A 25,139-nucleotide genomic window follows, 5' to 3' on the forward strand; every position below is an offset into this window, starting at 1 on the left:
ATCGGCAGCATCGGATTGCCGCGCGACCGGATGCAGGCGTCACCACCGGGCGCAGGCGCGGTGGTGACGCAACAGCGCGTCAGCGTCCTACGAGCCAGTAATGAAACGCGTGAAATCCAGCCCCGCGCCGCAGGGTGATCGCGATCGGCGTCGCCCCGGAGAGGCGCGCGGCGGGCAGGGGCACCGCCCGCTCCACCCACGTTCCGGCCGGCACCTCGACGGTCCCGGCCTCCTCGCCTGCCACCGAGATCGCGAGCTCGGCGCCATCGTCCGACGCCACCCGCATCACGAGGCGCGCCTCGGCCGGCGGCGCGGCGACGTGAACGACGAACCGGTCGGCCGCCCTGTAGTACCGGCCCCCGTCGGCGATCTCCGCGCGGGCCCTGTCGACCTCTCCGGGCGCGTCGCTCTCCGGCGCAGCGAGCGCGACCGCCACGTTGCGCTGGTCGGCGAGCGGCTCCAGCGCATATCCGTGCGCCGCCTCGGACTCGAGATCCGACACGTCGACCTCATCGAGGATCCGCTCGCCAGGCGCCGACCGCACCGGCAGCGCCCCCGAGCCGAGCAGGTCCCACCGCGCCTCGTACGCGATCATCGTCGTGCCGCCGAGGATCGCCTGATCCTCCACCGTGGCGTCGACGAGCTCGCGGCCGAGCACCGGCGCGCAGGCCATCCAGTGCGGGTAGACGATGAAGTGCGTCGGCCGGCGCTCCGGCGGCAGCTTCTCGTAGTGCTCGAACCTGGAGCCCGCGCCGGCCACCCAGTAGCGCGCCTCGCCCTCGGTCGTCAGGCCGACGACGTCGAAGGTCCTCCGGCCGCTGAAGTAGGCGAGCGCGCCGGTGTCGTTGACGCCGATCCGCGCGTCCTCGGGCAGGTGCTGCGCGGCCCAGCGGCCGAGCCAGACCTGCTGCCGGTCGATGGCGCGCGCGGAGTTGGCGAGGTCGTGGATGGCCCACGGGAGCCGCGCGGCCAGGGCGCCGGCGAACGCGCCGGCGATGAGCGGCGTCACGTAATGGAGCGAGCGCCGGACCCGCTGGGCGGCGTCGCCGAGCTCGCGCGCGAGGCACGCGGCCATGACGAGCCACGCCGGGGCGAACGGCCAGACGTAGCGCACGCGGTTCCAGAGGAAGCTCAGGTACGTGCACGGCAGCAGCGCGCCGAGCGCGAGCGCGGCCACGATCGCGGCGTGCGCGGGCCGGCCGCGCCGGTGCGCGGCCACGGCGAGCGCGACGGCGCCGAGCGCGATGACGACGGCGGAGCCCTCGGGGAGGAAGACGGCGGTCCACTGGCCGCCGTCGAGGACGTCGGTCACGAGCAGCCGGATGTTCTGGAGAAGGGCGTCCCGGAGCGCCGGTCCGTCGTAGTTGGGGTTGCCGAGCAGCCACTTAACCGTGGTCGTCGACGAGGTCGGGTGGCCCGCGAGCAGCTGGTTCAAGGCCGGGACGACCAGCGGGCCGAGGAGCGGCGCGAGGACGAGGAGGCGCCGGTCGAGGAGGCGGGGGATGGCGCTGCCGCGGCGAGGCGGCGCGATGGGCGCCGGGGGCGGCGACGCCGGGAGGGGCGATGGCGGCGCCGGGCGGGCCGCCCAGACGGCGAGCGCGAGCGCGGCGAGGAGGGAGGCGAGCGCGCCTTCGGGGCGGAGCAGGGGAGCCGCGAAGCCGGCGAGCGCGAGGGCGCGGGCGACGGCGGCGGGGGGCCGCTCGGCGGAAGCGGAGGGCAGCAGGGCAGAGGCGGTCGGCGTCGCATCGGAGCCGGCCAGCGGCGCATCGGAGCCGCTCGGCGGCGCAGCGAAGCCGGCAAGCGGCGCAGCGGAGCCGGCCGGCATCGTATCGGAGCCGGCCGGCATCGCATCGGAGCCGCTCGGTGTCGCACCGGACCCGGCCGGCATCGCAGGCTCCCCGACATCCTCGGCCGCCTCCGCCTTCGCCGGCTCGAGGAGCCCGGCGGCCAGCCGGGCGGTCCGGGTGAGGATCCACGCGAACGCGACCGTCTCCATCCCGCTCCACGCGAACCACGCGAACGCCGCGAACCCGGCGCACATCGCGCCCGCGCCGGCGGCCGCGGCGGGGCCGGCGAGGGGGCGCGCGAGGCGCGCGGTCTCGACGGCGAGGGCGGCGTGGAACACGAGCCCGAGCGCCCAGATCGCGTAGACCAGCGAGAGATCGCGCAGGCCGAGCGCGTAGAAGGGGGCGAGCAGCAGCGGCCAGAGCAGGCTCGTGGCGCCCGTCGAGTACCCCTCGCCGGCGACGAAGCTGAAGAAGCCGCCCTCCGCGAGCCGCCGGGCGTACTGCATGTGGATGAACGCGTCGTCGAGCGGCAGCGCCGGGCGCCCCGCCTGATCGAGGACCGCCCGGATGCACAGCGCCCCGAGCGCGCCGCTCGCGGCGAGCGCGGGCGCGTAGGGGAGGGCGCGCGCGGCGAGGGCGCGCAGCGGGGAGGGCGCTTGGGGAGCCGCCATGGGGCCCGACGAATACCACCGCGCCCCCGCCCCGGGGCCGCGATTTCCCGCGCGCGCGTGGCCGGCATTTGGTAGAGCGCCGGGGCTCCATGGTCTTCCAGCCGCGCCCGAACCACCCCTACGCCGACGCGCCCCGCTTCCCCGACGGGGACGACGTCTCCATCGACGACCTGCTCCCGGGCACCGGCCCCGTCGAGATCGAGATCGGCCCCGGCCGCGGCGGCTTCCTGTTCGAGCGCGCGGCGGCGAGCCCCGCGTCGCGGCTGCTCGGGCTGGAGATCCGCCTGAAGTGGTCGGCCATCGTCGACGAGCGCCTGCGCAAAGGCGGCCTGGGCGGCCGGGTGCGGGCGCTGAACGCCGACGCGCGAGAGGCGCTCGGACGGCTGCGGCCGGACGCGTCGATCGCGCGGTTCTTCCTGCACTTTCCGGATCCGTGGTGGAAGAAGCGCCACGAGAAGCGCCTGGTGATGGGCCCGGCGCTGCTCGACAGCCTCGCGCGCCTGCTCGTGGACGGCGGCGAGCTGTTCGTGCAGACCGACGTGGAGGAGCGCGCCGCGCTGTACGCCGAGCAGATCGGCGCGCACCCGGCGTTCGAGCCGGCGGGCGACGCGCCCGGCTCGCCGCACCTCGGCGAGAACCCCTACGGCGCCAGGAGCCCCCGCGAGCACCACGCCATCGCCGACGGGCTGCCGGTGAGCCGGCTGCTCTACCGCAGGCGGCCGCGTGAGGCCGGCGCCGGGGACGGAGCGCCGGCGGACGGCGGATAAGCCCTCTCCGGCAGCCGTCGTCGCGGGCGATCCTCGCGCCGGGTCGGGTGAACAGGGCACGTCATCCTTCCCCCGTCACGGGGCCGGGATCGGCGTGCCGTCGTCGAACGCGTTGTCCTCCCAGGTCGTGGGCGGGTCGCCGTTGTTCAGGACCGGGGTGCCCATCACGTCGCGATCGAAGCGGTTGCCGCGCACGTCGATGGTGCCGCCGCAGTCGAGGCGGAGCGTGTACCAGCTCCCGCCGCCGAGCAGCCGGTTGTGGCTCACCACCACGTCCGAGATGGGCCCGTTGTCGGGGCCGAAGAAGAGCGCGGCGTTCACGCCGCCGTCGTCGACCGGCGGCGCCGAGGGATCGATCCAGTTGTGGCATATCACGATGTCCTGTCCGGCCATGACCTGGATGCCGTCGATATGCGATCCCGCGCCGCCGAGCAGCCCGTCGATGAGGTTGTGCTCGAGCACGACATGGCTGGCGCCGAAGATGAAGCCGTCGTCTCGGCCCTTGCCATCGCCGGCGTGCAGGTGGTTGCGCCGCGCGACGCTGTGATCGGTGAGCAGCAGGCCGCCGGTGACGTCGCAGTCCTCGATGGTCAGATGCGCGTCCTCGATCGTCGTGTAGACCGCATAATGCTCGTCGCCCACCAGGCGCGATCTCCGGATGGTCACGTTCGGGTGGTCCACATAGAGCCGGCCCAAGAGCTCGACCGCATCGAACACCTGGCCCTCGCGCTCGGTGTGGATCGTGTCGGCGATCGGCGTGAGCGGCGGCGTGCCCGGCGGGACGCCGGTCGTCTCCGCCGTCGGCCACTCGCTCGGGGCCGGGGTGAGGCAGCCAGGGAGGAGCGCACCGCCGCCGGACGCGCCCGCGCTCGCCGTCGCGCCACCCCCGCCGCCGTCCGCGCCGCCGGGCGCTCCCGTGCTCGAGGAGCACGCGATCGAGGACAGCACGACGAGGACACCGCCGAACGAGATCCGCATCGTCCGAGCGTACTACAGCCCAGGGCGGGGCGTGGGTCTTTGCACTACTTCAAAGAGCCACGCCGGCGCTCGCTTTCTCGGTGAAAACGCGAGCTCCGCCGCTCGCGACCGCCCCCGCGAGGGATCTGCCTCGCCATCGTCGCTTGACCGAGCAGCGTTTGCCGGTACGCTGCCGGAGGCTCGATGTCTGGAGGCCTCCCCGGCGTGCCTCGGGGGCTCCGGCATCATCCATTGTCGACTTTCTTGCTCGAAGAGGCCGAGATGACCTGGAAGCACAGGAACCCCCCGGGCGCGGCGGCTGCCGCGCTCGCCGGAGCAGCGCTGCTGGCGCCGGCGCCCGCGGCGGCCGCGCCGAACGAGGCGGCCCACCAGCGCACGGCGATCCCGGCGTACTGGGGGCCGGACACCGCCGGCGGGGCCGAGATGTTCGCGCGGCTCGCGCAGAACGTCCCGACGAGCGACATCGTCGTCGTCAACGGCAGCGCCTCGAAGCCAGAGGCGCCGTTCCACGAGGCGTGGGCCGACGCGATCGCGAAGGTTCACGACGCGGGCTCCCTCGCCATCGTGTACGTCGACACCGGCTACTACGGCTTCGGCTTCCCGCCGGCGGCGCCGCACGCCACCAGGCCGGACGGCCCCGGGGGCGGGGGCAGCTCGGTGGCCGACTGGACAGCGCAGATTCAGCAGGACATCGACGACTGGTTCGCGCTTTACGGCGCGTACGGCGTCGACGGCATCTTCCTCGACCAGGTCACCGCGCAGTGCGGCACCGCGGCCGATCCCGACCTTTACGTGGACCTGTACGCGGCCGTCAGCGACTACATCAGCGACAACTACCCCGGGGCGTACGTCATCCTCAATCCCGGCATGCCGGTGGAGCCGTGTTACGAGGACATCGCCGATACGATCGTCACGTTCGAGGGCAGCTACGCCAGCTACATGGACGACGACGCCTTTCCGACCGCGCCGTGGCAGCTCGAGAGCGCGAATCCCGAGAAGTTCTGGCACCTCGTCTACGACGTGCCGGACGCGGCGGCGATGGCCGCGGTCGTCGCGCGCAGCAAGCAGCAGAACGCCGGCTTCGTGTACGTCACCGACGACCAGCTCGTCCTCGACGCGAACGGGGCCGCGCTCGGCCATCCCTGGGACACCCTCCCGGCCTACTGGGACGCCGAGCTTGTCGAGGCGGCCGGCGTCGACGACACCCTCGTGCCGGATCCGCCGGACGGCCTCGGCGCGGCGGCCGTGTCGGGCACCTCGACGGCGCGCGCGACCCTGACGTGGAACAACCCCTGGGACAACGTCGCGACCGCGGGCTACGAGGTGTTCAAGGACGGTGTGTCGATCGGGACGACGTACGACAACCGCATGACGGTGACCGGCCTCTCGCCGTCCACGAGCTACGGATTTCAGGTCAAGGCCTGGGACGCGGCGGGCAACGTGAGCGACCTCAGCGACCCGCTGACCGTGACCACGCCCGCGCCGGCCTCGGCGTCGATCCTGAGCCCGTCCTCGTGCCTGAGCGCCTCGGTCGCGCGGTACGAGGCCGCGTACGTGGATCCGTTCACCCATCACCGCGTGTTCATCGACAGCGACAACGACACGACCACCGGCTACCACCTCCCTCCGGGGCAGCCCGCCGGCGTCGATCACATGATCGAGAACGGCGCGCTGTACCGGTACGTCGGCCCGGGCTGGGCGTGGGTCCAGGTGAGCGGCGTCTCGCCGCTGGTCTCCACGACGGACGACGTCTACGTCTGGGAGGTGCCGGTCAGCGCGCTCGTCGGGGCGGCGGCCACGCAGGTGGTGGTGTTCCAGGCCGGCTCGCCCGACGCCTACAGCGCGACGCTCACGGTCTCGCAGAGCACGGGCTGCTGAGCCCTCGACGTCGCTCCCCGTCTGCGGGAGCTCCCCGCGGCTGCTCCTGAATCACCACGGGGCGGGGACCGCCGGCTGCGCGGCGGAGGCCGCTCGCTCTCTGGGCTCGCCAGGGCCCGCACGTCAGCGATCCAGGTGCTGCCGAATCGCGCGAGGAAGCCAAGCCTGCGCTCGGAGCGGCGCACATCGCTGCATGTACGCCGCCGACTCCTGTCGTGGACCGGTTCCGACGTGATGTAGCAAGCTGGGGTACAGCGCCTCTTCGCCGCGAGCACGGATGGACCGGTCCGCCCGTATCCTGGCTCATCTCTCCTGCGGAAACACCGTTGCCTATGTCATGGGGGCTACTCGATGGCTCGAGCGGAGGGCCTCGGCCCGGGTGCTCTGTGGCTTCCCCGACAGATGTCGTCGCTTCTCTGATCGGGAGATGAGAAAAGCTGAGCCGCGCGCGCGGCCTGCCGCAACAGCGATGCGTGGGAGTCGTGGTGATTCCCCAGGACAGAACAGATCTTGAGCATTGCTCCACTTACATTGGAGGACGAGATGCATCGTGCGCGCGTACGCATGTGGATCCTGGGTTGGATGGCGGGCGTGGTCGCCTGTTCGGTGCCGGTGGTCGGGTGCGGCGGCGGCGAGAGCAGCCAGGCGACGAGCACCACGTCAGACGCCGCCACGAGCACGAGCGGCACCGCTGGAGGGGGCGCCGGGAGTGGCGGAGACATTCAGGGGGGCACCGGGGGGATAGGCGGCGCTGGAGGGAGCGGCGAGGGCGGCGCTGGCGGCACCGGCGGCTCGGGGGGCCAAGGCGGGGCCGGTGAGGGCGGCGCCGGCGGCGCAGGAGGCCAAGGAGGGAGCGGTGAGGGCGGCGTCGGCGGCGCCGGGGGGCAAGGTGGCCTCGGCGGCGCGGGTGGACAGGGCGGCGAGAGCGAATCTCCGTGCGCCCCGACCGAGACGTTCTGCGATCCCGTGTGCGTCGATACGCAATCGGACAACGCGAACTGTGGGGCCTGCGGCACCACGTGCGCGGGAGGCTCGACTTGCCAGGCCGGCGCCTGCACTTGCCCGCTGACGGGGCAGACCTACTGCGATCCGCTCTGCACCAACACGAACCTCGATCAGTTCAATTGCGGGGCGTGCGGCAACGCGTGCGGCGGCGGCTCCTTCTGCACCGCCGGCGAGTGCACCTGCAATGCGGGGCTGGCGTACTGCGGCAGCCGCTGCGTGAACCTGAGCAACGATGAGGGCAACTGCGGAGCCTGCGGCACCGTCTGTCCCGATGGACAGATGTGCGTCACGGGTATTTGCCGGTAGCGGGCCGGTTCACCCCGCCGGGGGCCGCGCCGCTCGGCAGCGGCGCGCGCCTCGGCGTCACGGCTGCGCCTGGCCGTAGACAGCGCGCCGCACGGCGTCCGGGAACTCGCCCGCCATGCCGGCCAGGGCCGTGTTGGTCAAGACGATCACCGTGAGCTTGGCGCTCGGGTCGACCCAGAAGTTGCTGCCGTAGGCGCCGCCCCACTGCCACGTGCCGGCGGCGGACGGCATCGTGCCCGGGTCCGGCGCCTTCAGGACCGCGAACCCGAAGCCGAACCCCCATTTCCCGCCCGGCTGCTGCACCTCGAGCTCACCGGTCTGGTTCGAGGTCATGGCCTGGACCGTCGCAGGCCGCAGGATCTTCCCCCCGCCGGTGCGCAGCGCCTCGAGGAACTTGAGGTAGTCGTCCGCCGTGCCGACCATGCCGGCGCCGCCCGACGGGTACGAGCGCGGATCGAGGATCCGGGACGGCGAATACGTGATCTTGGCCGGCCCGAACGGCACGACCTGCGGATCGGCCATCCGCGCCGGGCGCGCGCCCGCGTCGCCGTACGGGACCGCGAGCCGGCCCGGGTCGGCGACCGTGAACGCGGCGTCCATCCCGAGCGGCCCGGTCACGAGCCGGCGCACCACGTCCGGGAGGGGCGCGCCGCCCGCCTTGGCCACGACGCCCCCGAGCACGTCGGTGGCCAGCGAGTAGTGCCACGCCTTGCCAGGCTCGAAGAGGAGCGGCGCCTTGGCGATCCGCGCGAGGTTCTCCTCGAGGGAGAGGCCGGGCTGATCGAGCCCGTCGGACACGCGCGCGCGGTGATAAGGCCCGTCCGGGGCCTCCATGAAGGTGTAGTTGAGGCCCGCGGTGTGGGTGAGCAGGTGGCGCACCGTGATCGTCGCGGCCCGGCCGTCCGCGAGCCGCGGCGCGAACGAAGGGAGCCATTTCGTCACCGGATCGTCGAGCCCGAGCGTGCCCGCGTCCACGAGCGCGAGGGCCGCCGCCGACACGATCGGCTTGGTCATCGACGCGAGGCGAAACACCGTGTCTTCGCGCACCGGCCGCTGCGCCTCCCGATCGGCGAAGCCGGCGGCGCGCCGGTAAACGACCTGGCCGTCGCGCGCCACGACGACGACCGCGCCCACGATCCGCCCCTGGGCCGTGGCCGCCTCGACCACCTCGTCGAGCCGGCGTTGAAGCGCCTCATCGCCCCGAGGTGCGGCCGCCTCGGCCGGCGGCGTCGAAGGAGCGGCCGGCGCCGAGGCAGCGGCCGGCGCCGAGGCAGCGGCCGGCGGCGCCGGGCTCGCGCACCCTCCCAGCGCGGCAGGCAGCAGCGAGAGCAACAAGCCCGAGGCGAGCACGACAGCAGATGAACGGAAGAATTTCATAGTGAGCGCTATGTAAATTGGAGGAGCCCGCCCGTCAAGGCATTCTATAGTGATCGCTATGAAGAACGTGTCCCCCCGGGCGGCGCGCGGCCGGCCGCGCGCCTTCGATCGCGGTGTCGCCCTCGAGGCTGCGCTGCGCGTGTTCTGGCGGCACGGATACGACGCGACGTCGCTCGCCGAGCTGACGGCCGCGATGAAGATCACGCCGCCGAGCCTGTATGCGGCGTTCGGCAGCAAGAGGGAGCTGTTCCTCGAGGCGGTGGCGCTGTATGCCGAGATGTACGGGGCGAGCGTCCCGCGAGCGCTGTCCGAGGAGCCGACCGCCCGGGCCGCGGTGGCACGCGTGCTCCTGGAGTTCGCGGCGTTCTCGAGCTCGCCGGATCATCCGCTCGGGTGCCTCATGGTCCACGGGGCCGCCAACTGCACGCCGGGGTCCGCCGAGGTGGAGGCCGCGCTGCGCGAGCGCCGGGCGGCGAGCGAAGCCGCGCTCCGCCGGCGCATCGAGCAGGGGATCGCGGAGGGCGACCTCCCCGCCGACACCGACGGGGCGGCGCTCGCCAAGTATTACGGCGCGGTGATCCAGGGCATGTCGGTGCAGGCGCGCGACGGCGCCTCGAGGGAAGAGCTGGAGCGCGTCGCGCAGGCCGCCCTCCGGGCGTGGCCGCGGCGTCGGCGGGGCGCGGCGCCCGCGACCCGCGGCGCCCGGCGAGCGCTCCCGGCGCGGTGAGCCGGCGAGAAGAACGAAGACGCAACGACGAAAGGACCCCACGACGTTCAAGGGGAATGAGACGACGAGAAACGACAGGACGTGACCTGTACGGTAGTGGCTTCGTTCTCCCTCCGCGTCTCTCTTCATCCATCCATCTCGTTGCCTCTTTCCCTCCTCGCCGCCTTCTGCGTCCTCGCGCCGACGGTCATGGCTTACGCGGCGAACGCCTGGGTGCTCCGCCGCGCGTCGCCGACGCTGGTCGACTCATGCCCTCGTCGCGAGGGCGGGACTGCGGCCGATGAGGCCCGCGATGTAAGGCGCTTGACAGCCGAAACCGGGTACGTGACGATGCGGCCGAGGTCAGCCACGAGGCTGATCGGATAACGCACTCACGCCGGGGGGAACGCGAGCGTTCCTGCGCAGGCGCTCAGGGGAGGTGAAGGGATGCGGGCTGAGCAGCCGTCGCCAGGGCTCGTGCTCATCGCGGACGACGTTCTCGTGAACCTCGAGGTGCTCTCAAGCACGCTGGAGTCCGCGGGGATCGAGGTCAGCGTCGCGACCGACGGTCCCATGGTGCTCGAACGTCTGGAGTACGAGACTCCCGACCTCATCATGCTCGACGTCACCATGCCGGGCATGACGGGCTTCGAGGTCTGCGAGCGGCTGAAGTCGAGCCCCGCGACCGCCGATATCCCCGTCATCTTCACCACCGCGCACGCCGAGATCGCGGACAAGCTGCGTGGGTTCCGCCTGGGCGCGGTCGACTACGTGACAAAGCCGTTCGCGCGCGACGAGCTCCTCGCGCGCGTGAAGACGCAGCTGTCGCTCCGGCGCGCCCTGACCGCGCTGGCCAGGAAGAACGCCGAGCTCGAGAACGAGATCGAGGTGCGCGCCGCCGCGCAGGCGGATCTCGCCCGGCTGACGGACGATCTCGAGCGCCGGGTGGAAGAGCGGACGCAGGCGCTCGCCCGCGCGGTGGCGGAGCTCGAGCGCGCCAAGGAGTCGCTCGAGGAGACGGTGGAGCGGCGCACCCGCGAGCTGCAGCGCGCGAACGAGCGGCTCGAGCGCGAGCTCGCCGAGCGGGCGTCGCTCGAGGAGGCCCGCTCGGCGCTCCAGGCGCAGATCATCGGGGGGCAGGCGGCGAGGCTGGCCGAGCTGTCGACGCCCATCATCCCGATCAACGACCAGATCCTGGTCATGCCCCTCATCGGCGTGGTCGACGAGGAGCGCGCGCAAGGCATGGTCGACGCGGCGACGCTGGGGGTGAGCGCGCGCAGGGCGGCGGTGATGATCCTCGACATCACCGGCGTGTCGCGCGTCGACGCGCGCGTGTCCGAGGCGCTGGTGCGGGCGGCCCGAGCGGTGCGCCTGCTCGGCGCGCGGGTCGTGATCACCGGCATCCGCCCGGAGGTCGCCCGGGAGCTGGTGGCGCTCGGCGCCGAGATGACGGGGATGGTGACGCAGAGCACGCTCCAGGACGGCATCGCCTACGCGATGAGCATGACGCGGGCGCCGTCGCGCCGCGCGGCGGCGCCCGCGGCGCGCGAGTGACGCGGCGGCGTCCGGCGCGCGGGTGACGCTCACCGGGGCGCGGCGCCGCTCTCGGACGGCGCCGCCGCCGGGGCGGGGCCGGCGGCGGCGCGGAGGAGCTCGCGCAGCCGGTTGACCTGAAAGCCCCTGGCCAGGCCGCGCAGCTCGTCGAGGAACGGGCGGAGGCGCGCGTCCTCGCGCTCGAGCCGCTCGATCTCCAGGAGCAGCCCGCTCAGCCGGCCTCGGTTCACCAGGTCGAGCAGCCCGGCGAGCGTCTCCGCCGGCGGCAGCGCGCGCCCCGGCGCCTCGACCGCGGCGCGGCCTGGCCCCTCGTCGGCGATCACCCGCGCCCAGCGCTCCGGCGCGGGCGCGGGCGCGGGCGCGGCGTCGGCCGGCGCGGCGCTCGCGTCGACGAGCGGCACCTCGAACTCGAAGGTGCTGCCCTGCCCGGGCTGGCTCTCGACCCGCAGCGCGCCGCCCATCTGCGCCACGATCCGCCGCGCGATCGCGAGCCCGAGGCCCGTGCCCTCGACCGGCGCGCCCTCGGTCGGCACCTGCTCGAACGGCTCGAAGATCCGCTCGAGGTGCTCGGGCGCGATGCCGGGGCCCGTGTCCTCCACGCGGAAGCGCGCCGGCCGCGCGGCGCCCGCGCCCGAGCCCGGAGGGGCCTCGCCCGCCGTCACGCGCAGCACCACGCGGCCGCTCTCGGTGAACTTGATGGCGTTGCCGAGCAGGTTGAGCAAGACCTGCATGAGCCGCTTCTGGTCGGTGATCACGGTCCCGAGCGCGGCGCCCTCCTGCTCGAACAGGAACGTCAGGCCCTTGGCCTCGGCGCGCACCTGGCAGATGCCGAGCACCGCCTGCACGAACGAGGGGAAATGCACCTCGTCGGGGATCAGGGTCAGCTTGCCGGCCTCGATCTTGGCGAGATCGAGCACGTCGTTGATCAGCGTGAGCAGGTGCTCGCCGGAGGACTGGATGATCTGCACGGCGCGCAGGTGCCGGGGCGACAGCCCGTCCAGGCGCCCCAGGATCTGCGCGTAGCCCAGGATGCCGTTGAGCGGCGTGCGCAGCTCGTGGCTCATGCTCGCGAGGAAATCGCTCTTGGCGCGGCTCGCCGCGTCGGCCGCCTCCTTGGCCGCCTTGAGCTCGGCGGTGCGCTCCTCGACGAGCTGCTCCAGGCGGTGGTGCGAGCTCGAGAGCTCGCTGTAGAGGGCGGCGTTCTCGACGGCGGTCGCCGCCTGCGCGGCCAGGAGCGAGACCACCTGGACGCGCGCCTCGGGGAAGGCGCCCGAGACGCCGGCGTGCTCCAGCACCATCACGCCGAGCAGCCGGCCCTGGTGGAGCAGCGGCACGAGCAGCAGCGAGGCGGGGCCGCGGCGCTCGAGGTACGGGTCGTCGTCGAAGCGCCCGTCGCCGCCGTCGCGCCCGAGCACGAGCGGCTCGCGGCTGCGGGCCACGTAGCGCACGACCTTTTCGGGCAGGAGCGCCGAGCTGAGGGCCGGCTCGTCGGGGTGGAGCGTGATCCGCTCGGGATCGACGGTGAGCTCCGCGCGGACGACGAGGCGCTCGCCGCGCGAGAGCACCAGCACGGCGCGCTCGGCGCCGGCGTTCTCGGCGAGGAGCCGCATCATGCGCGCGATGAGCGACCCGGGATCCCGGTCGCTGGCCAGGGCCTGGGCGGCCTTGAGCAGCGAGACCACGTCGATCCGGCTGCTCGCCGGGCCCGCCGCGGTCGTCGCGGCGCGCGCCCCGGCCGGGTACGCCGCGGCGCCCGCCGGCTCGTCGCGGGCCGCCTCGGCCGCCGGGAAGACCTCGGGGTGCCGGCGGCGCAGGACCGCCGCGGCGCCGGCGGCCTCCCAGCGCAGGTAGGCGCCGTGCGCGTCGCGCAGGTAGGCGCGCGCCATCCGGGCGCGGCCGCGGCCGAGCAGGTGCTCGCCCGCGAGGCGCAGGCCGAGGGCCTCGCCGCTGACGAAGCCCTGCCGGTGGGCGTGCTCGATGGCGTCGTCGTAGAGGCGCTCGGCGTCCTCGTGCCGCCCCGCGGCCTGCGCCTCGCGCGCCTCGGCGAGCAGGAGGGCGTGGCGGAAGGTCGCCGGGTTGAACGCCGAGAGCCGGGCGAGCCGCGCGCGCTGGGCGGCGAAGGCGGCGCGGGCGCCGCGGTCCTCGTCGGCGGCGTCCGGGGCCGCGGCGGGCGGCAGCGCGGCGCCGAGGATCGTGACGATCTCGAGGGCCCAGAGGGCCGGCGGGTTGCACCAGCCGGCCGTCCACTCGGCGCTCGCCTCCGCGGCGAGCCGCAGCGCGTCGCGATCCTCGCCGAGGTGCGCGGCGGCGAACGCGGCGGCGCCGAGCACGATGACCCGCAGCATCGGCGAGCCGGCGGGGAGCGCGGCGATGCGGCGGATCGCCTCGCCGACGTCCGCCTCGCCCGCCTGGGCGAGCAGCTCGTGGACGGCGCGGCACGCCGGGGCGCTCTGGCCGGCGATGAGGTCTCTCCAGGGCCTCGCGGGGATCGGACAGCTCGACAGCCGCGCCCCCGCGGCCATCCGCGCGGCGGGGAGGATGACCTGGCCGACCTCGCTGTGGGTGATGGCCCCCTCGCGGGCGCCGAGCTCGGGCACGTCGCGCCAGCGCTCGTGGACGGCGGCGAGGTCCGGGTGCACGCACTGGGCGGCGATGCTGCCCGTGTGGAGGGCGCCGGCGAGGAGCAGGCCTTGCGCCGATTCCGCGGCGTACACGAGCTCGACGCACCGGGCCCCCAGGGGCAGCTCCTGGAGCACGCCGGTGAACACGACGGCGCTCATGCTCAGCCCGTAGGCCGCGCGCGGATACAGCCCGTGCAGCAGGGCGATCTCCGGCATCGCGAAGATCAGGCTCGCCGCGAGCGGCGGCTCGCTGAGCGCCGCCGCGGTGATGGAGGCGCCGATCAGCTCGCCGGCCACGCGGGCGACCGGATCGGCGCAGCGGGGCAGGGCGCGGAACGACGCCGGGCTCATCGCCGCGATCAGCGGGGCGATGCGCGCTGCCTGGGCGGCGAAGAACGCGGCCAGCGCCTCGGGCTCGCGCGGGAACGACCAGCCGAGCTCCACGAGCGCGGCGAGCCCGACGCCGAGGCCCTCGGGGTAGCGCCCGGCGACGGTGAGCAGCGGCACCTGCGCGAGCGCCACGCGGCCGCGCGCGACGGCGTCCCTGGCGCGCTCCCGGCACGCCGCGAACAGCCGCTCGCCCACCTCGGGCTGCCCGGCGAGCCACTCGGTCTCCGCGAGCGCGAGCAGGATCTCGAAGTGGAGATCGTGGGCGCCGCCGTCGGCGGCCGGGGCGCCGCCGCCGCCGCCCAGCAGCTCGCGGCCCGCCCGCAGGAACCGCGCCGCTTCGGCGTAGGCCGAGGCCGCCTTGGCCCGCAGCCCGCCGGCGAGGCAGCGGTCGGCCACCCGGCGCCGCTCGGCCGGCGCGCTCAGGCGCTCCGCGGCCCGGAGGTAGTGGTCGAGGAGGGCGAACAGCTCGGCGTCCCCGCCGCCGTCGGACCAGCGCCGATCGAGCTCGCGCGCGAGCGCGAGGTGGAGGTCGAGGCGCTCGCCGTCCCCGAGCAGCTCGTACGCGGCCTGCTGCACCCGGTCGTGCGCGAACGCGTACGCCTCGCCCTCGCCCTCGCCCGCGGCCACGAGCAGCCCCTCGTGGAGCAGCGCCTCGGCCCCCCTCCGCAGCGCCGCGGCCGGGAGCCCCGCGGCGGCGCTCACCAGGGAGGCCTCGAAGCCCGCCCCCACGCACGCCCCCGCGGCCAGCGTCCGCCGGAGCTCCTCGGGCAGGCGCCCCATCTTCGCCGTCAAGAGCGCCACGACGTTGTCGGTGACCGCGGCCCGCTCGATGCGCTCCGCCTCCCACCGCCACCGGCCCGTGGCGAGGTCGCGGGAGAGCAGCCCCTGCTCGTGCAGCGCCCGCAGGAACTGCTCGACGAACAGCGGGCTGCCGTCGGTCTTCGCCCGCACGATCGCGCAGAGGGCCCGCGCCTCGTCGCCGGCGCCCGGCAGCATGTCGAGGACCATCCCGGCGAGCGCCTCGCCGTCGAGGGGCCCGAGCGCGTGCACCTCGGCGCGCCGCCCGCTCGCCCGGATCGCCTCGAGCAGCGCGCGCAGCGGGGGCGCCTCGCCCACCTCGCCGTCGCGGCAGGCGCCGAGCAGGAGGAGGTGCTTCATCTCCGGGTCGGTCGCGATCGCCTCGAGCAGGGCGAGCGACGGCGCGTCGGCCCACTGGAGGTCGTCGATGAACAGCACGAGCGGGGGCTCGGCGCTCGCCGTCGCCCGGACGAAGCGCTGCACGGCGCGCTGGAAGCGGTGCTTCGCGTCGGCCGGGCTCACCTCGAGGAGCGGCGGGGGCTCGCCGAGGATGCGGGCGAGCTCCGGCGCCATGTCGACGAGGACGCGCGCGCTCTCGCCGAGCGCGGCGCGGCAGGTCGCGGCCCACCCCTCGAGCGCCTCGGCGCTGTCCGAGAGCCTGCGGCGGGCGATGGCGCGGAAGGCTTGCGCGAGCGCCGCGCAGGGGGCGCCGCGCTGGAGAGCGTCGAACTTGCCGGGCGCGAACAGGCCGCCGGCGAGGCGCGCCTCCTCGCGCAGCGCGCCGGCGAGCGCCGATTTGCCGACGCCGGACGGCCCGGAGAACAGCATGAGCTCGGTCTCGCCCCCCCGCGCGCGCGCGAGGGCCTCCCGGAGCGCGCGCTGCTCCCGCTCCCGGCCGACGAGCCGCGACGGCCTGCGGAGGCGGTCCTCCCAGTCGCGCGCGCCGAGCGCGAACGGCCGGATCGCGCCCGTCGCGCGGAGCTCCTCGAGGGCGCGCGAGAGGTCGTGCGCCGCGCCGTCGCCGGTCTGGTAGCGCTGCTCCGGGCTCTTCTCCAGGAGCCGCATCACGACGGCGCTGACCGCCTCGGGGATCCGGAGCGCCGGCGCGCGCTCGTGCGGCGGCGGCGGCCTCCGGGCGATGTGCGCGTGGATCAGCGACAGCTCGTCGGTCTGCTCGAAGGGCAGCTTGCCCGTGAGCATCTGGTAGAGCGCGCAGCCCAGCGCGTAGAGGTCCGCGCGCGCGTCGGGGGCGCGCTTCATGCGGCCGGTCTGCTCGGGCGCCGCGTAGGCGAGCGTCCCGACGACCGCGCCGTCCGCCTCGGCGGCGTCGCCGGCCGCCGCCCGCCGCGCGGCCAGGCCGAAATCGATGAGCCGGACCTGGGCGCGCTCGGCGTCGACGAGGACGTTCTGCGGCGTGACGTCGCGGTGGATGACGCCCCGGCGGTGCAGCTGCCCGAGCAGGCGCGCGAGCGACGCGCCGAGGCGCAGCGCGGCCTCGACCGGCAGGGGCCCGTGGGCCAGAGCGAGGTCGAGGGAGCAGTCCCCCCAGCGCTCCAGCACGAGGGCCACCCCGGCGCCGTAGGGCACGAGGTCGAGGGCGCGGGCGGTCCCGGGGAGGCCGAGCTCGCGGAGCAGCGCGTATTCGCCGCGGAGCCGCGCCACGACGCGGGCGTCCGGCACCTCGTGGCGCGGGATCTTCAGCACGACGTCGGCCCGGCTGGTCAGGTCGACGCCTGCGACGACCCGCGTCTCCACGCCGGTGTACAGCACCTTCCCGAGCCGGTAGTCCATCGGCATCGGTTCATCTTCGCCGAAGTCCTGCGCCGCGTGTCGCTTTCCTGCGGCGCCGCGCCGCGGCGAGCGTGGACGGCTGGCGGAGCGCTGCTGTAGGGTGGATATGCGAGGTCCAGCTTGCCTCCGCGGCGCGGGAGCGCTGGATTGAGGGTTGGGCCCAGAGGGCGTGCCTGGCCGAGGAGCAAGGAAATGAACCCGCTCGTCCCCGACTTCATCCTCCAGCAAGACGCGCTCGGTCGGGCGGAGGGGAGCTTCACGGGGGCGGCGCTGAGGATCGAACTCGCCGGCCTCGTCGAGATCGCCGAGGCGCTGATGCCGCACGGGCGCGCGGGCGCGGAGGAGCTCGCGCGCTCCCTCCAGGCCTGCTTCGACCCGCTGATCGAGGCGGTGCATCGCGCCGGAGGCTTCATCGCGAGGCTAACGGGCGACGGGTTCACCGCGCTGTTCCCGGACGCGCCGGAGCGCGACGTCGCAGAGCACGCGCTCGCCGCGGCGCTCTCGATGCGCCGCCTCTTCGCCGAGCGCCCGGCGCGACAGACGCCGTCCGGCAGCTTCCCGCTCTCGTTCCGGATGGGGATCGCGTGGGGAGCGGTCGAATGGGGGATCGTGCGCATCTCCCCGGAGCGGGCTTACTACCACTTTCGTGGACAGGCGCTGTCCGAGTGCGCCGCGCTCGAGCGACAGGCGCAGACTGCGGATATCCTCATCGGTCGCGCCCTGTACGAGCGACTTCGGCCCGGGAGAGCCGGGCGCCACGGGCGGAAAGTCTATAAGGTCGGCGACGCGCCGGTGCGCGAGCTGCCCGAGGTCCCGAGGTGCCCGCCCGCCGGCGATGGCGCCGCGTTCGTGGCGAGCGGCGTCGCCGGCGTGCCCTCGGAGGGGGAGCTCCGCGAGGTCACGAGCGTCTTTCTCTCGTTCGAGCAGATCCCGGGCGTCGCGGAGCTCACGCGCCTGCTGCACGAGCTCTCGGACCTCCACGGCGGCACCTTCACCGGCGTCGAGGCGGGCGATCTCGGCGTCTCCGCGCTCATCCACTTCGGCGCGCCGATCACCCTCGGGAACGACAACGATCGCGCGCTCGACTTCGCGCTCGAGCTGAAGAAGCGCGGCCTGCGGCAGCCGCGCCTCCGCGTGGGCATCGCCCGCGGCGTCGGGTACGTGGGCTTGAGCGGCGGCGCGGGGCGGCGCGAGCTCGCGTGCCTCGGCCGCGCGACGAGGCTCGCCGCGCGCCTCGCCGAGAAGGCCCCCTGGTCGGCGGTCTGGGTCGACGCGCAGGTCTTCTCCGTCAGCGAGGCGGGCTATCAGTGGAGGACGGAGAACCTCTTCCGGTTCGAGGGCCTCGACCTGCCGGTCCTCGTCTACTCGCTCCAGCGGCGGCGCATCTCGGTTCATAAGGAGTTCTACAAGCTCGGCCTCCTCGGTCGCGAAGCCGAGCTCGAGCTCCTGTCGCGCCATGTCGAGCCGATCTTCGAGGGCAAGCCCGCCGGGATCATCTACATCGACGGCGAGGCGGGGATGGGCAAGAGCTACCTCGTTCAGCGCTTCCGCGACCGGTGCGAGGAGCGCCGGCACGATCGGCCCTTCCTGTGGCGCGACGCGCGCTGCGATCCGACGCTCCGCGGCTCGCTGAACGCGCTCGAGTTCGCGCTGAAGGAGCACTTTCGGGCGCCCTCCGAGCTCGGCAAGGAAGAGAGGCTCACGAGCTTCGACGACGCGCTCGAATCCCTCCTCGAGCGGCTGCCAGCGAGCCAGCGCTCGCTGAAGCGGGAGCTCGAACGTGCGCGCTCCGTCCTCGCGGCGCTCATCGGTGTCCGCTGGGACGACTCGCCCTACGAGCGGCTGCAGCCGAAGCACAGGTACACGAGCACGCTCTCGGTGCTGTGCTGTCTCTTCATGGCCGAGGCGTCGCTCCAGCCAGTGATCCTCCACCTCGAGGACGCCCACTGGGCCGACGCGGGCTCGCGCGAGGCGGTGCGGGTGATCGCGCAGGTATGCAAGGAGCTGCCCCTCGCGATCCTCTGCACGGCGCGGAGCAAGGAGGACGGCAGCCCGGTGCGCATCCCGCTCGACCCAGACATCTCCGTGCGGGCGATCGAGATGAAGCCGCTGTCGCGCGAGCAGCTCCTCGCGCTCGCGCTCCCCCTGTTCGGCGGCCCGATGCCGGACATCCTCGCGACGACCCTCTGCGACAGGGCGGGCGGCAACCCGTTCTTCGCGCAGGAGTTCCTCGCCCACTGGGTCGAGGACGGGCGCGACGGACACGGATCGGGCTCGAGCTCCGCCTCCATGACCCTCTCCCTCTCGACCACGTTCACGGCGGCGAGGAGCGTGAGCAGGCTGCTCACCTCGCGGATCGAGCGGCTCGACGCGAAGGTGAAGCAAACCGTCGCCGCCGCGGCGGTGATCGGCCGCGAGTTCGACCTGCGCGTGCTCGCGCTGATGCTCGCCGATGCGTCGGTGATGGAGGAGCACCTGCGCATCGGCGAGGCGGAGTGCATCTGGTCGGCGAAGGGCGAGCGCCGTTTTCAGTTCAGCAGCACGCTCCTGCGCGACGCGGCCTACGATTCGCAGTCCCGCCCGCGGCTCCAGGAGCTCCACCGGCTCGCTGCCGAGGCGATCGAGAGCGTCCACGGCGACGACCTCGAGGGCCAGCTCGTGGCGCTCGGCCACCACTGTCGTCGCGCGGGCAAGGTGGACGACGCGCGCCGCTACTTCCTCGCGGGCGCGCGCAGGGCGGCCGCGCGCTACGCCCACGAGGACGCGACGTGCTTCTATCGCATCTACTTCAAGCTCTCACCGGGCCCGACGCGCGAAAGCGTCGCCGTCCGTTCCGAGTTCGCGCGCGATGTGCTCGAGCGGATGGGGCGGTATCCTGAGGCGCAGCAGGAGCACCGCCAGGCGGTCAATGAGGCGCAGAAGCTCGGCGATCGCGCGTCGGAGGCGCTCGGCTTGCTCGGCCTCGGCCGCGCGTGCTGGGCGATGCAGCAGCCGGATGGCGCGCGCGCGTACTGGGAAGAGGGGCTGCGCGCCGCGCGCGAGGCGGGCAACCCGGCGACCGAGGGGGACACGCTCGCGAGCCTCGGGATGGCACACGCCGTCCAAGGTCGGGTCGACGCCGCCCGAGCCCTCTATGCGCAGGCGCTCGAGATCGCGGGACAGACCGGCAACCGGATCGAAGAGGCAAGGTTGCTCTCCGAGCTCGCAAAGGTAAACCGGTTAAGTGGCCGTCCTGCCGGCGCGGCGGCGGTGCAGCAGCAAGCCGCCGCCGTCGAGCGTGCGCCGGCGTCCGGGAAGACGGGCGCCTGAGCGCTCACCGCGCCAGCTCATCGTCGAAGCGGCGAGCCCGCGCGCCGCCCGTCGGGCGCGCCCCCCGCGGCGGTGAGGTGCGGAGACAGGAGGAGCGGCTCGCCGTCGGGGACGCGCTGGAGGGAGGGGAGGAGCGCGTCGAGCTCCCCCGGCTCGAACCGGCAGAGGCCGATCGCGTACCAGAACGACCCCGCGAGCGCGCCGCCGAGCTTGTAGCGGCGGCCGTCGGGCGTGAACGCCGCCCAGCCCTCGGCGCGCGAGAGGAGCACCGCGCGGCAGGCCCCTGTCGCCACCTCCCACAGCCGGACGGTCCCGTCGTCCGAGGCGCTCGCGAGCCAGGCGCCGTCCGGGCTGAAGGCGATCCCCTGGACGGCGCTCGCGTGGGCCAGCAGGACGCGGCGCTCGGCCCCGGTGAGCGCGTCCCAGAGGCGGATCGCGCAATCCTCGGCGGCGGAGGCCAGCAAGGCGCCATCCGGGCTGAAGGCGACGCCGGCCACGGCGGACGCGTGGCCTCGGAGGACGAGCCGCTCGTCGCCCGTGGCCGCGTCCCACACCTGCACGGCGCCGTCGCCCGCGCCCGCCGCCAGCGAGGCGCTGTCCGGGTGGAACGCGACGCTCCTGACGAGCGCCGAACGGCATTTCAGCACGTGACGCACCGCCCCCGCGGCCACGTTCCACAGGAGGACGATCCCGTCGTCGGCGCCCGACGCCAGCGACGCCCCGTCCGGGCTGAAGGCGATGCTCCGGACGGCGTCCGCGTGGCCCTTCAGGACGCGATGCTGGGCGCCCGTGGCCACGTCCCACAGCCGGACCGTCCTGTCCTTTCCACCCCACGCCAGCGAGGCGCCATCGGGGCTGAAGGCGATGGTGATCGCCGACAGGGGGAAATCCTTCATGATGCGCTGCCCGGCCCGCGTCGCCGCATCCCACAGCCGCACGGTGCCGTCCGCGGAGGCGCTCGCGATCGAGGCGCCATCCGGGCTGAAGGCGACGCTCCTCACGTGGTCCACGTGGCCTTCGAGGACGCCGCGCTCCGCCCCCGCGCCCGTGTCCCAGAGGCGAATGGCGCCCCCCTCCGAGGCCGTCGCGAGCGAGGCGCCATCCGGGCTGAAGGCGATGCTCCGGATCGTCGACGCGTGGCCCCGGAGGACCCTGCGCCTCGCCCCCGTGGCCACGTCCCACAGCACGACGGCGCTGTCCGTGGAGCCCGAGACCAGGGTCGCGCCATCCGGGCTGAACGCGACGCTCCTGACGGTGGCCGCATGGCCCCGGAGGACCTCGCGCTGGGCCGCCAGGGTCACGTCCCACAGCCGGATGGTGTTGTCGTTGCCGGCCGACGCGAGCAGATGGCCGCTCCCGTCGAAGGCCACGCTCCTCACCGACGCCTCATGGCCGATCAGGACGCGGGGGTCGGCCCCCGCGGTCAGATCCCAGAGCCAGACGGTGCTGTCGTGCGCGCCCGAGGCCAGCCACGCGCCATCCGGGCTGAACGCGACGCTCCTCGAAATGCCGGCGTGGCCCATCAAGGTGCGCCGCTCGGCGGCCCTGGCCACGTCCCAGAGCCGGACGGTCTGGTCGTCCGCCGCCGAGGCCAGCGAGGCGCCATCCGGGCTGAACGCGACGCTCCGGACGATGGCCGTGTGCCCCGTCAGCACGCGCGGCTCGGCCGGCGTGGCCACGTCCCAGAGCCGGACGGTCCTGTCGTTGCTGCCCGACGCGAGCACGGCGCCTCCAGGGCCGAACGCGACGCTCGTGACCGGGGCGGCGTGGCCTCGCAGCACACCGACCTCCCGCCCCGTGGCCACGTCCCAGAGCCGGATCGTCGCGTCGCTGCTGCCCGCGGCCAGGAGGGCGCCATCCGGGCTGAACGCGACGCTCCGGACCGTCGCCGCGTGCCCGGCCAGCGCGCGGCGCGCCGCGCCGGTGGCCGCGTCCCACAGCCACACCGGGCCGCTCCGGTGCGCCGACGCGATGAGCTGCCCGTCGGGGCTCACCGCCACGGCCATGCAGGGAGACGCGGCCGCGGCCGTCACGACGTCGGCGTGGGCGGCGCCGGGGGCCGCGCTCCCGAACGCGTCCAGGCCGGCGAGCGCGCCCTCGTCGAGCCGCGCGCCGACGAGCTGGGCGTAGCGCAGCCGGGCCGACGCGAGCCGCGCGCCGCGCAGATCGGCGCCGAGGAGCCGCGCGGACGACGCGTCGGCGCCCTCCAGGTCCGCCCCCGCGAGCCGCGCCCCGGACAGGTCGGCGCGCGAAAGCGCGGCCCCGGCGAGCGACGCGCCGCCGAGGTCGGTCTCGATCAGCAGCGCTTCCCGCAGATCCGCCCCGCGGAGGTCCGCGCTGCGGAGGTTCCGGCGCGAGAGGTCCTTGCCGCGCAGGTCCTGGCCGGCGAGGTTCACCCGCTCCTCGGCCTCGACGTTCAGCCGCTTCAGCACGCCGATGGCGTTCCGCTTGGCGATCTCGCCCGACGTGCCGCTGAGCGCCCGCCTCGCCCAGGCGACGCTCGCCTCGCGATCGGCCATCGCCGTGAAGAGCTCGACCATCAGGTCGGACATCTCGCGCCAGCCGAGCACCGTGGCCTCGCCGCCACGGCCGAGCTCGGCGGCCGCCTCCCGCGCGACGAGCCACTCGAGCACCGAGGCGTGGAGGAACGAGAAATTGCCCTCCGGATCGCGCACCAGCAGCGTGCCGGAGCCGACCGCGTGGACCGCCTCCTCGAGATCGATCTGCCGCGTGCTCAGGTCGGCGATCGCCTTCGCCACCTCGGCGGGGAGCTCGTCCGCGTGGACGCTCGGCTCCATCTTGGACCAGAGCCGGAGCGCGAGCGTCGTCACGGCCTTCCATCGATCCTCGGCGACCAGGGACGCCGCCGCGCCCCGCACGTGGACGCGCGCGTCCTCGCTCCGGAACCACCGGTCGATCAGGCTCTGGTACAGCCCGGCGGCGGTGATCTTCCCGGTCCGGTCGCGCGCCTCGAGGAGCTCTCGCTCGGGGATCTCGGAGATGAAGCCGAGCAGGCGCGGGTTCTCGGAGAGGCGCAGGAGGTCCTTCACGTCGTCGAGCAGCCGCACCCGGGCGTCGGCGGCCTCCCTGCTGCCGAGCAGGTTGACGAGGAACTGGCGCACCTGGACCGGCGAGAACGTCGTGAGCGTGGCGATCCGGTGGCCGGGGATCCGCTCCGCCTGCTCGCCGAGCTTGGTCCGGATCTGGTCGTCGGAATAGAAGTGCTGCGTCCGGCTGGTGAGCACGACCTTGGCCTTGCCCTGCGCCGCCTGGATCAGCGTGTCGAAGTGGTCGGCGGCGCGGCTGTAGCGCACGCGGAGCGCCAGCTCGTCGAAGCCGTCGAAGAGGAGCGCGATCAGGCCCTCGGCGAGCATGTACCGGAAGCTCGGCAGATCGAACCGCTCCATGCCCGAGAGCGCGAGGTGGTTGGCGACCAGCGCGTCGAGCGAGTGCGCCTTCTCGAGCGATCGCATCTCGATGAGCACCGGGTACGGCGGCCCCTCCCGCGCCCCGAGGCGGCGCGCCAGCTCGTGGAGCAAGAAGGTCTTTCCGGTCCCGAAGTCGCCGAGGACCAGGACGAACCGGGCCGCGGGCGAGGCGAGCAGGTCGTCGATCGCGTCCAGCGCGTGGTCGACCTCCTGCCTCGGGCCGCCGGCGGCGGTCAGCGCCGCGCGCTGGGGGACATAGAGCCGCGGCGGGTAGATCGGATCGCGCTCCAGCCGGTGGATCAGCCGCTCGACATACGGCCCGAAGTGGATCAGGCCCTGGTACTCGGCGATGCTGGCCAGCCAGACGCCCTTGCGGTGCGCCTCCCGCACGAGCGCCTCGGGCGCCGGCGGGCCGTCGTAGACGAGCTGGGAGAACGTCCCGGCGCTGCGCCGCTGGGTGCGCGCGTGCACCTGGGTCCGGAAGAGCTCGATCGCGGCGGGGGTGACGGGGCCCGCCACGGCGCCCACGGCGAAGGCCAGCGCCGGCCCCAGGAGCGCCGGCCCCAGCGGCTCGGCCGTGACCACCTCGGCGACCGCATGAAACGGGGGCGGGGCCTCCCGCCAGGCGATCGTGACGCGCTTGCCGCGCGCCTCCTCGCGCATCCGGCAGATGCGCACGACGTGGTCGAGGAGGTCCTCGTCGCGCTCGTCGCGCTCGTCGTCCCCCGCGCGGCCGCGCTCGCCGCGCTCGCCCCCGTCGCGCGCCCGCGCGCCTCGAGCGGCCGCGGCGGGGGGCTCCGTCGCGCTCGCGCGGCTCGCCCGCATCCGCTCGAGCACCGCGCGGGCGTAGGCCGCCGCCACGATGGCCGCGTACATCTGCCATGCGTCGCCCTTCTGCTCATCGCAGTAGTCGCAGATGCCGCGCACCACCAGGTACCCCACGTCGTGCTGCCACGCGGCGTCGGCGAGCCCCGAGCCCTCCATCTCCACGGCCTTGATGCCGAGCTCGTCGCGGAGCTGGTCGCGGCGGCGCGCGGCCTTGAGCAGCGTGTTGCCCGACCCGATCGGCCCCTGGAAGACGCGCGGCTGCCCCTTCTTGCGCTGCGGATCCGCCGGGTGCGGGCGGACCTCCGACGGGTCGAGCGGATCGCGCAGCACGTCTTCCGCGTCGGGAGGCCGCTTTGCGCCCACGAGCCTGCGCCCGCGGTCGATCAGCTTCACCCACGGCGCCTTCCGCTCGTAGGCCAGGACCTCGAGCGCGTCGACGCCCTCGAGGAGCCACGCGCCCGGCGCCCTCGGCGAGGGGCGAGGGGTCTTGCCGCGGGCGGTCTCCTTGTCGAAATCGTACTGCACCACCCCGCGCCGATCGACGACGACGACGTCGCCGAGGCGCACGTGCTCGGCGGGCTTGTCCGGGTGCGGCACCCCGCCGGCGATCCCGACCATCACCACGCTGCGGATCTGCGGGAAGTGCTCGAGCATCTGCGTCACCCGGATCGACGCGAGGTTGTTGCCCATGCCCGTGCTCACCAGCGCGACCGCGTGCGCGCCGCCGCCCTTCGCCGGGATCTCCCCGAGCACGTAGTCCCGGCCCGCGCCTTCGCCCCCGGCCGAGTGCTCGACGGGGCCGTCGAGCATCGCCTTCGCCGCCGCGAGCTCCTTGGGCAGGGCCGTGACGAGCCCCACCGTCACGCGATCGCGCAGCGCTCGGGCGCGTTCGTCGGGCGCGGGCCCCGGCGCCGGACGAGGCTTCAAGGACGCCATTGCGCCCTT

General features: G+C 74.3%; 11 protein-coding genes. 6 read left to right on the forward strand and 5 right to left on the reverse strand.

Annotated elements, in window-relative coordinates; all coding sequences use genetic code 11:
* Positions 1-79: 79 nt before the first annotated feature.
* Positions 80-2,458 (reverse strand): hypothetical protein, encoded by a 2,379-nt coding sequence (locus WMF26_RS05630; protein ID WP_437999462.1) that lies wholly within the window; start codon positions 2,456-2,458, stop codon positions 80-82.
* 89 nt (positions 2,459-2,547) lie between these two features.
* Between WMF26_RS05630 and trmB the strand changes: the two genes are divergently transcribed.
* Positions 2,548-3,225, forward strand: coding sequence for a tRNA (guanine(46)-N(7))-methyltransferase TrmB (trmB, locus tag WMF26_RS05635; RefSeq protein WP_437999463.1), 678 nt, complete (start codon positions 2,548-2,550; stop codon positions 3,223-3,225).
* A gap of 75 nt (positions 3,226-3,300) precedes the next feature.
* Here trmB and WMF26_RS05640 read toward each other — a convergent pair whose 3' ends face one another.
* Complete coding sequence (locus tag WMF26_RS05640; protein WP_437999464.1) at positions 3,301-4,203, reverse strand: right-handed parallel beta-helix repeat-containing protein; 903 nt, start codon at positions 4,201-4,203, stop codon at positions 3,301-3,303.
* A gap of 261 nt (positions 4,204-4,464) precedes the next feature.
* Here WMF26_RS05640 and WMF26_RS05645 point away from each other — a divergent pair, with 261 nt between their 5' ends.
* Both WMF26_RS05645 and WMF26_RS05650 read left to right on the forward strand, forming a co-directional pair.
* The gene (locus WMF26_RS05645; protein WP_437999465.1) at positions 4,465-6,081 is read left to right on the forward strand and encodes a spherulation-specific family 4 protein; all 1,617 of its coding nucleotides are present in this window, start codon (positions 4,465-4,467) and stop codon (positions 6,079-6,081) included.
* Positions 6,082-6,624: 543 nt separating this feature from the next.
* Positions 6,625-7,392: an MXAN_6577-like cysteine-rich protein gene (locus WMF26_RS05650; protein WP_437999466.1), complete on the forward strand. Its 768-nt coding sequence runs from the start codon at positions 6,625-6,627 to the stop codon at positions 7,390-7,392.
* 57 nt (positions 7,393-7,449) lie between these two features.
* Here the strand turns inward: WMF26_RS05650 and WMF26_RS05655 are convergent, their stop codons facing one another.
* Entirely contained in the window at positions 7,450-8,769 is a 1,320-nt protein-coding gene (locus WMF26_RS05655) for a serine hydrolase domain-containing protein (protein ID WP_437999467.1), read from the reverse strand.
* 58 nt (positions 8,770-8,827) lie between these two features.
* Between WMF26_RS05655 and WMF26_RS05660 the strand changes: the two genes are divergently transcribed.
* Both WMF26_RS05660 and WMF26_RS05665 read left to right on the forward strand, forming a co-directional pair.
* Positions 8,828-9,496 (forward strand): TetR/AcrR family transcriptional regulator, encoded by a 669-nt coding sequence (locus tag WMF26_RS05660; protein WP_437999468.1) that lies wholly within the window; start codon positions 8,828-8,830, stop codon positions 9,494-9,496.
* A 426-nt stretch (positions 9,497-9,922) separates the two neighbouring features.
* Positions 9,923-11,029, forward strand: coding sequence for a response regulator (locus tag WMF26_RS05665; RefSeq protein ID WP_437999469.1), 1,107 nt, complete (start codon positions 9,923-9,925; stop codon positions 11,027-11,029).
* Positions 11,030-11,058: 29 nt separating this feature from the next.
* Here WMF26_RS05665 and WMF26_RS05670 read toward each other — a convergent pair whose 3' ends face one another.
* Positions 11,059-16,635, reverse strand: a complete 5,577-nt coding sequence (locus WMF26_RS05670; RefSeq protein ID WP_437999470.1) for an AAA family ATPase — start codon at positions 16,633-16,635, stop codon at positions 11,059-11,061.
* A 186-nt stretch (positions 16,636-16,821) separates the two neighbouring features.
* Between WMF26_RS05670 and WMF26_RS05675 the strand changes: the two genes are divergently transcribed.
* Positions 16,822-19,938, forward strand: a complete 3,117-nt coding sequence (locus WMF26_RS05675) for a tetratricopeptide repeat protein (protein WP_437999471.1) — start codon at positions 16,822-16,824, stop codon at positions 19,936-19,938.
* A gap of 17 nt (positions 19,939-19,955) precedes the next feature.
* Here the strand turns inward: WMF26_RS05675 and WMF26_RS05680 are convergent, their stop codons facing one another.
* The gene (locus WMF26_RS05680; protein ID WP_437999472.1) at positions 19,956-25,130 is read right to left on the reverse strand and encodes a phosphorylase family protein; all 5,175 of its coding nucleotides are present in this window, start codon (positions 25,128-25,130) and stop codon (positions 19,956-19,958) included.
* Between the last annotated feature and the right edge of the window lie 9 nt (positions 25,131-25,139).

Origin of the sequence: Sorangium sp. So ce185 (assembly GCF_051526825.1) — a bacterium.
GTDB lineage: Bacteria > Myxococcota_A > Polyangia > Polyangiales > Polyangiaceae > Sorangium > Sorangium cellulosum_D.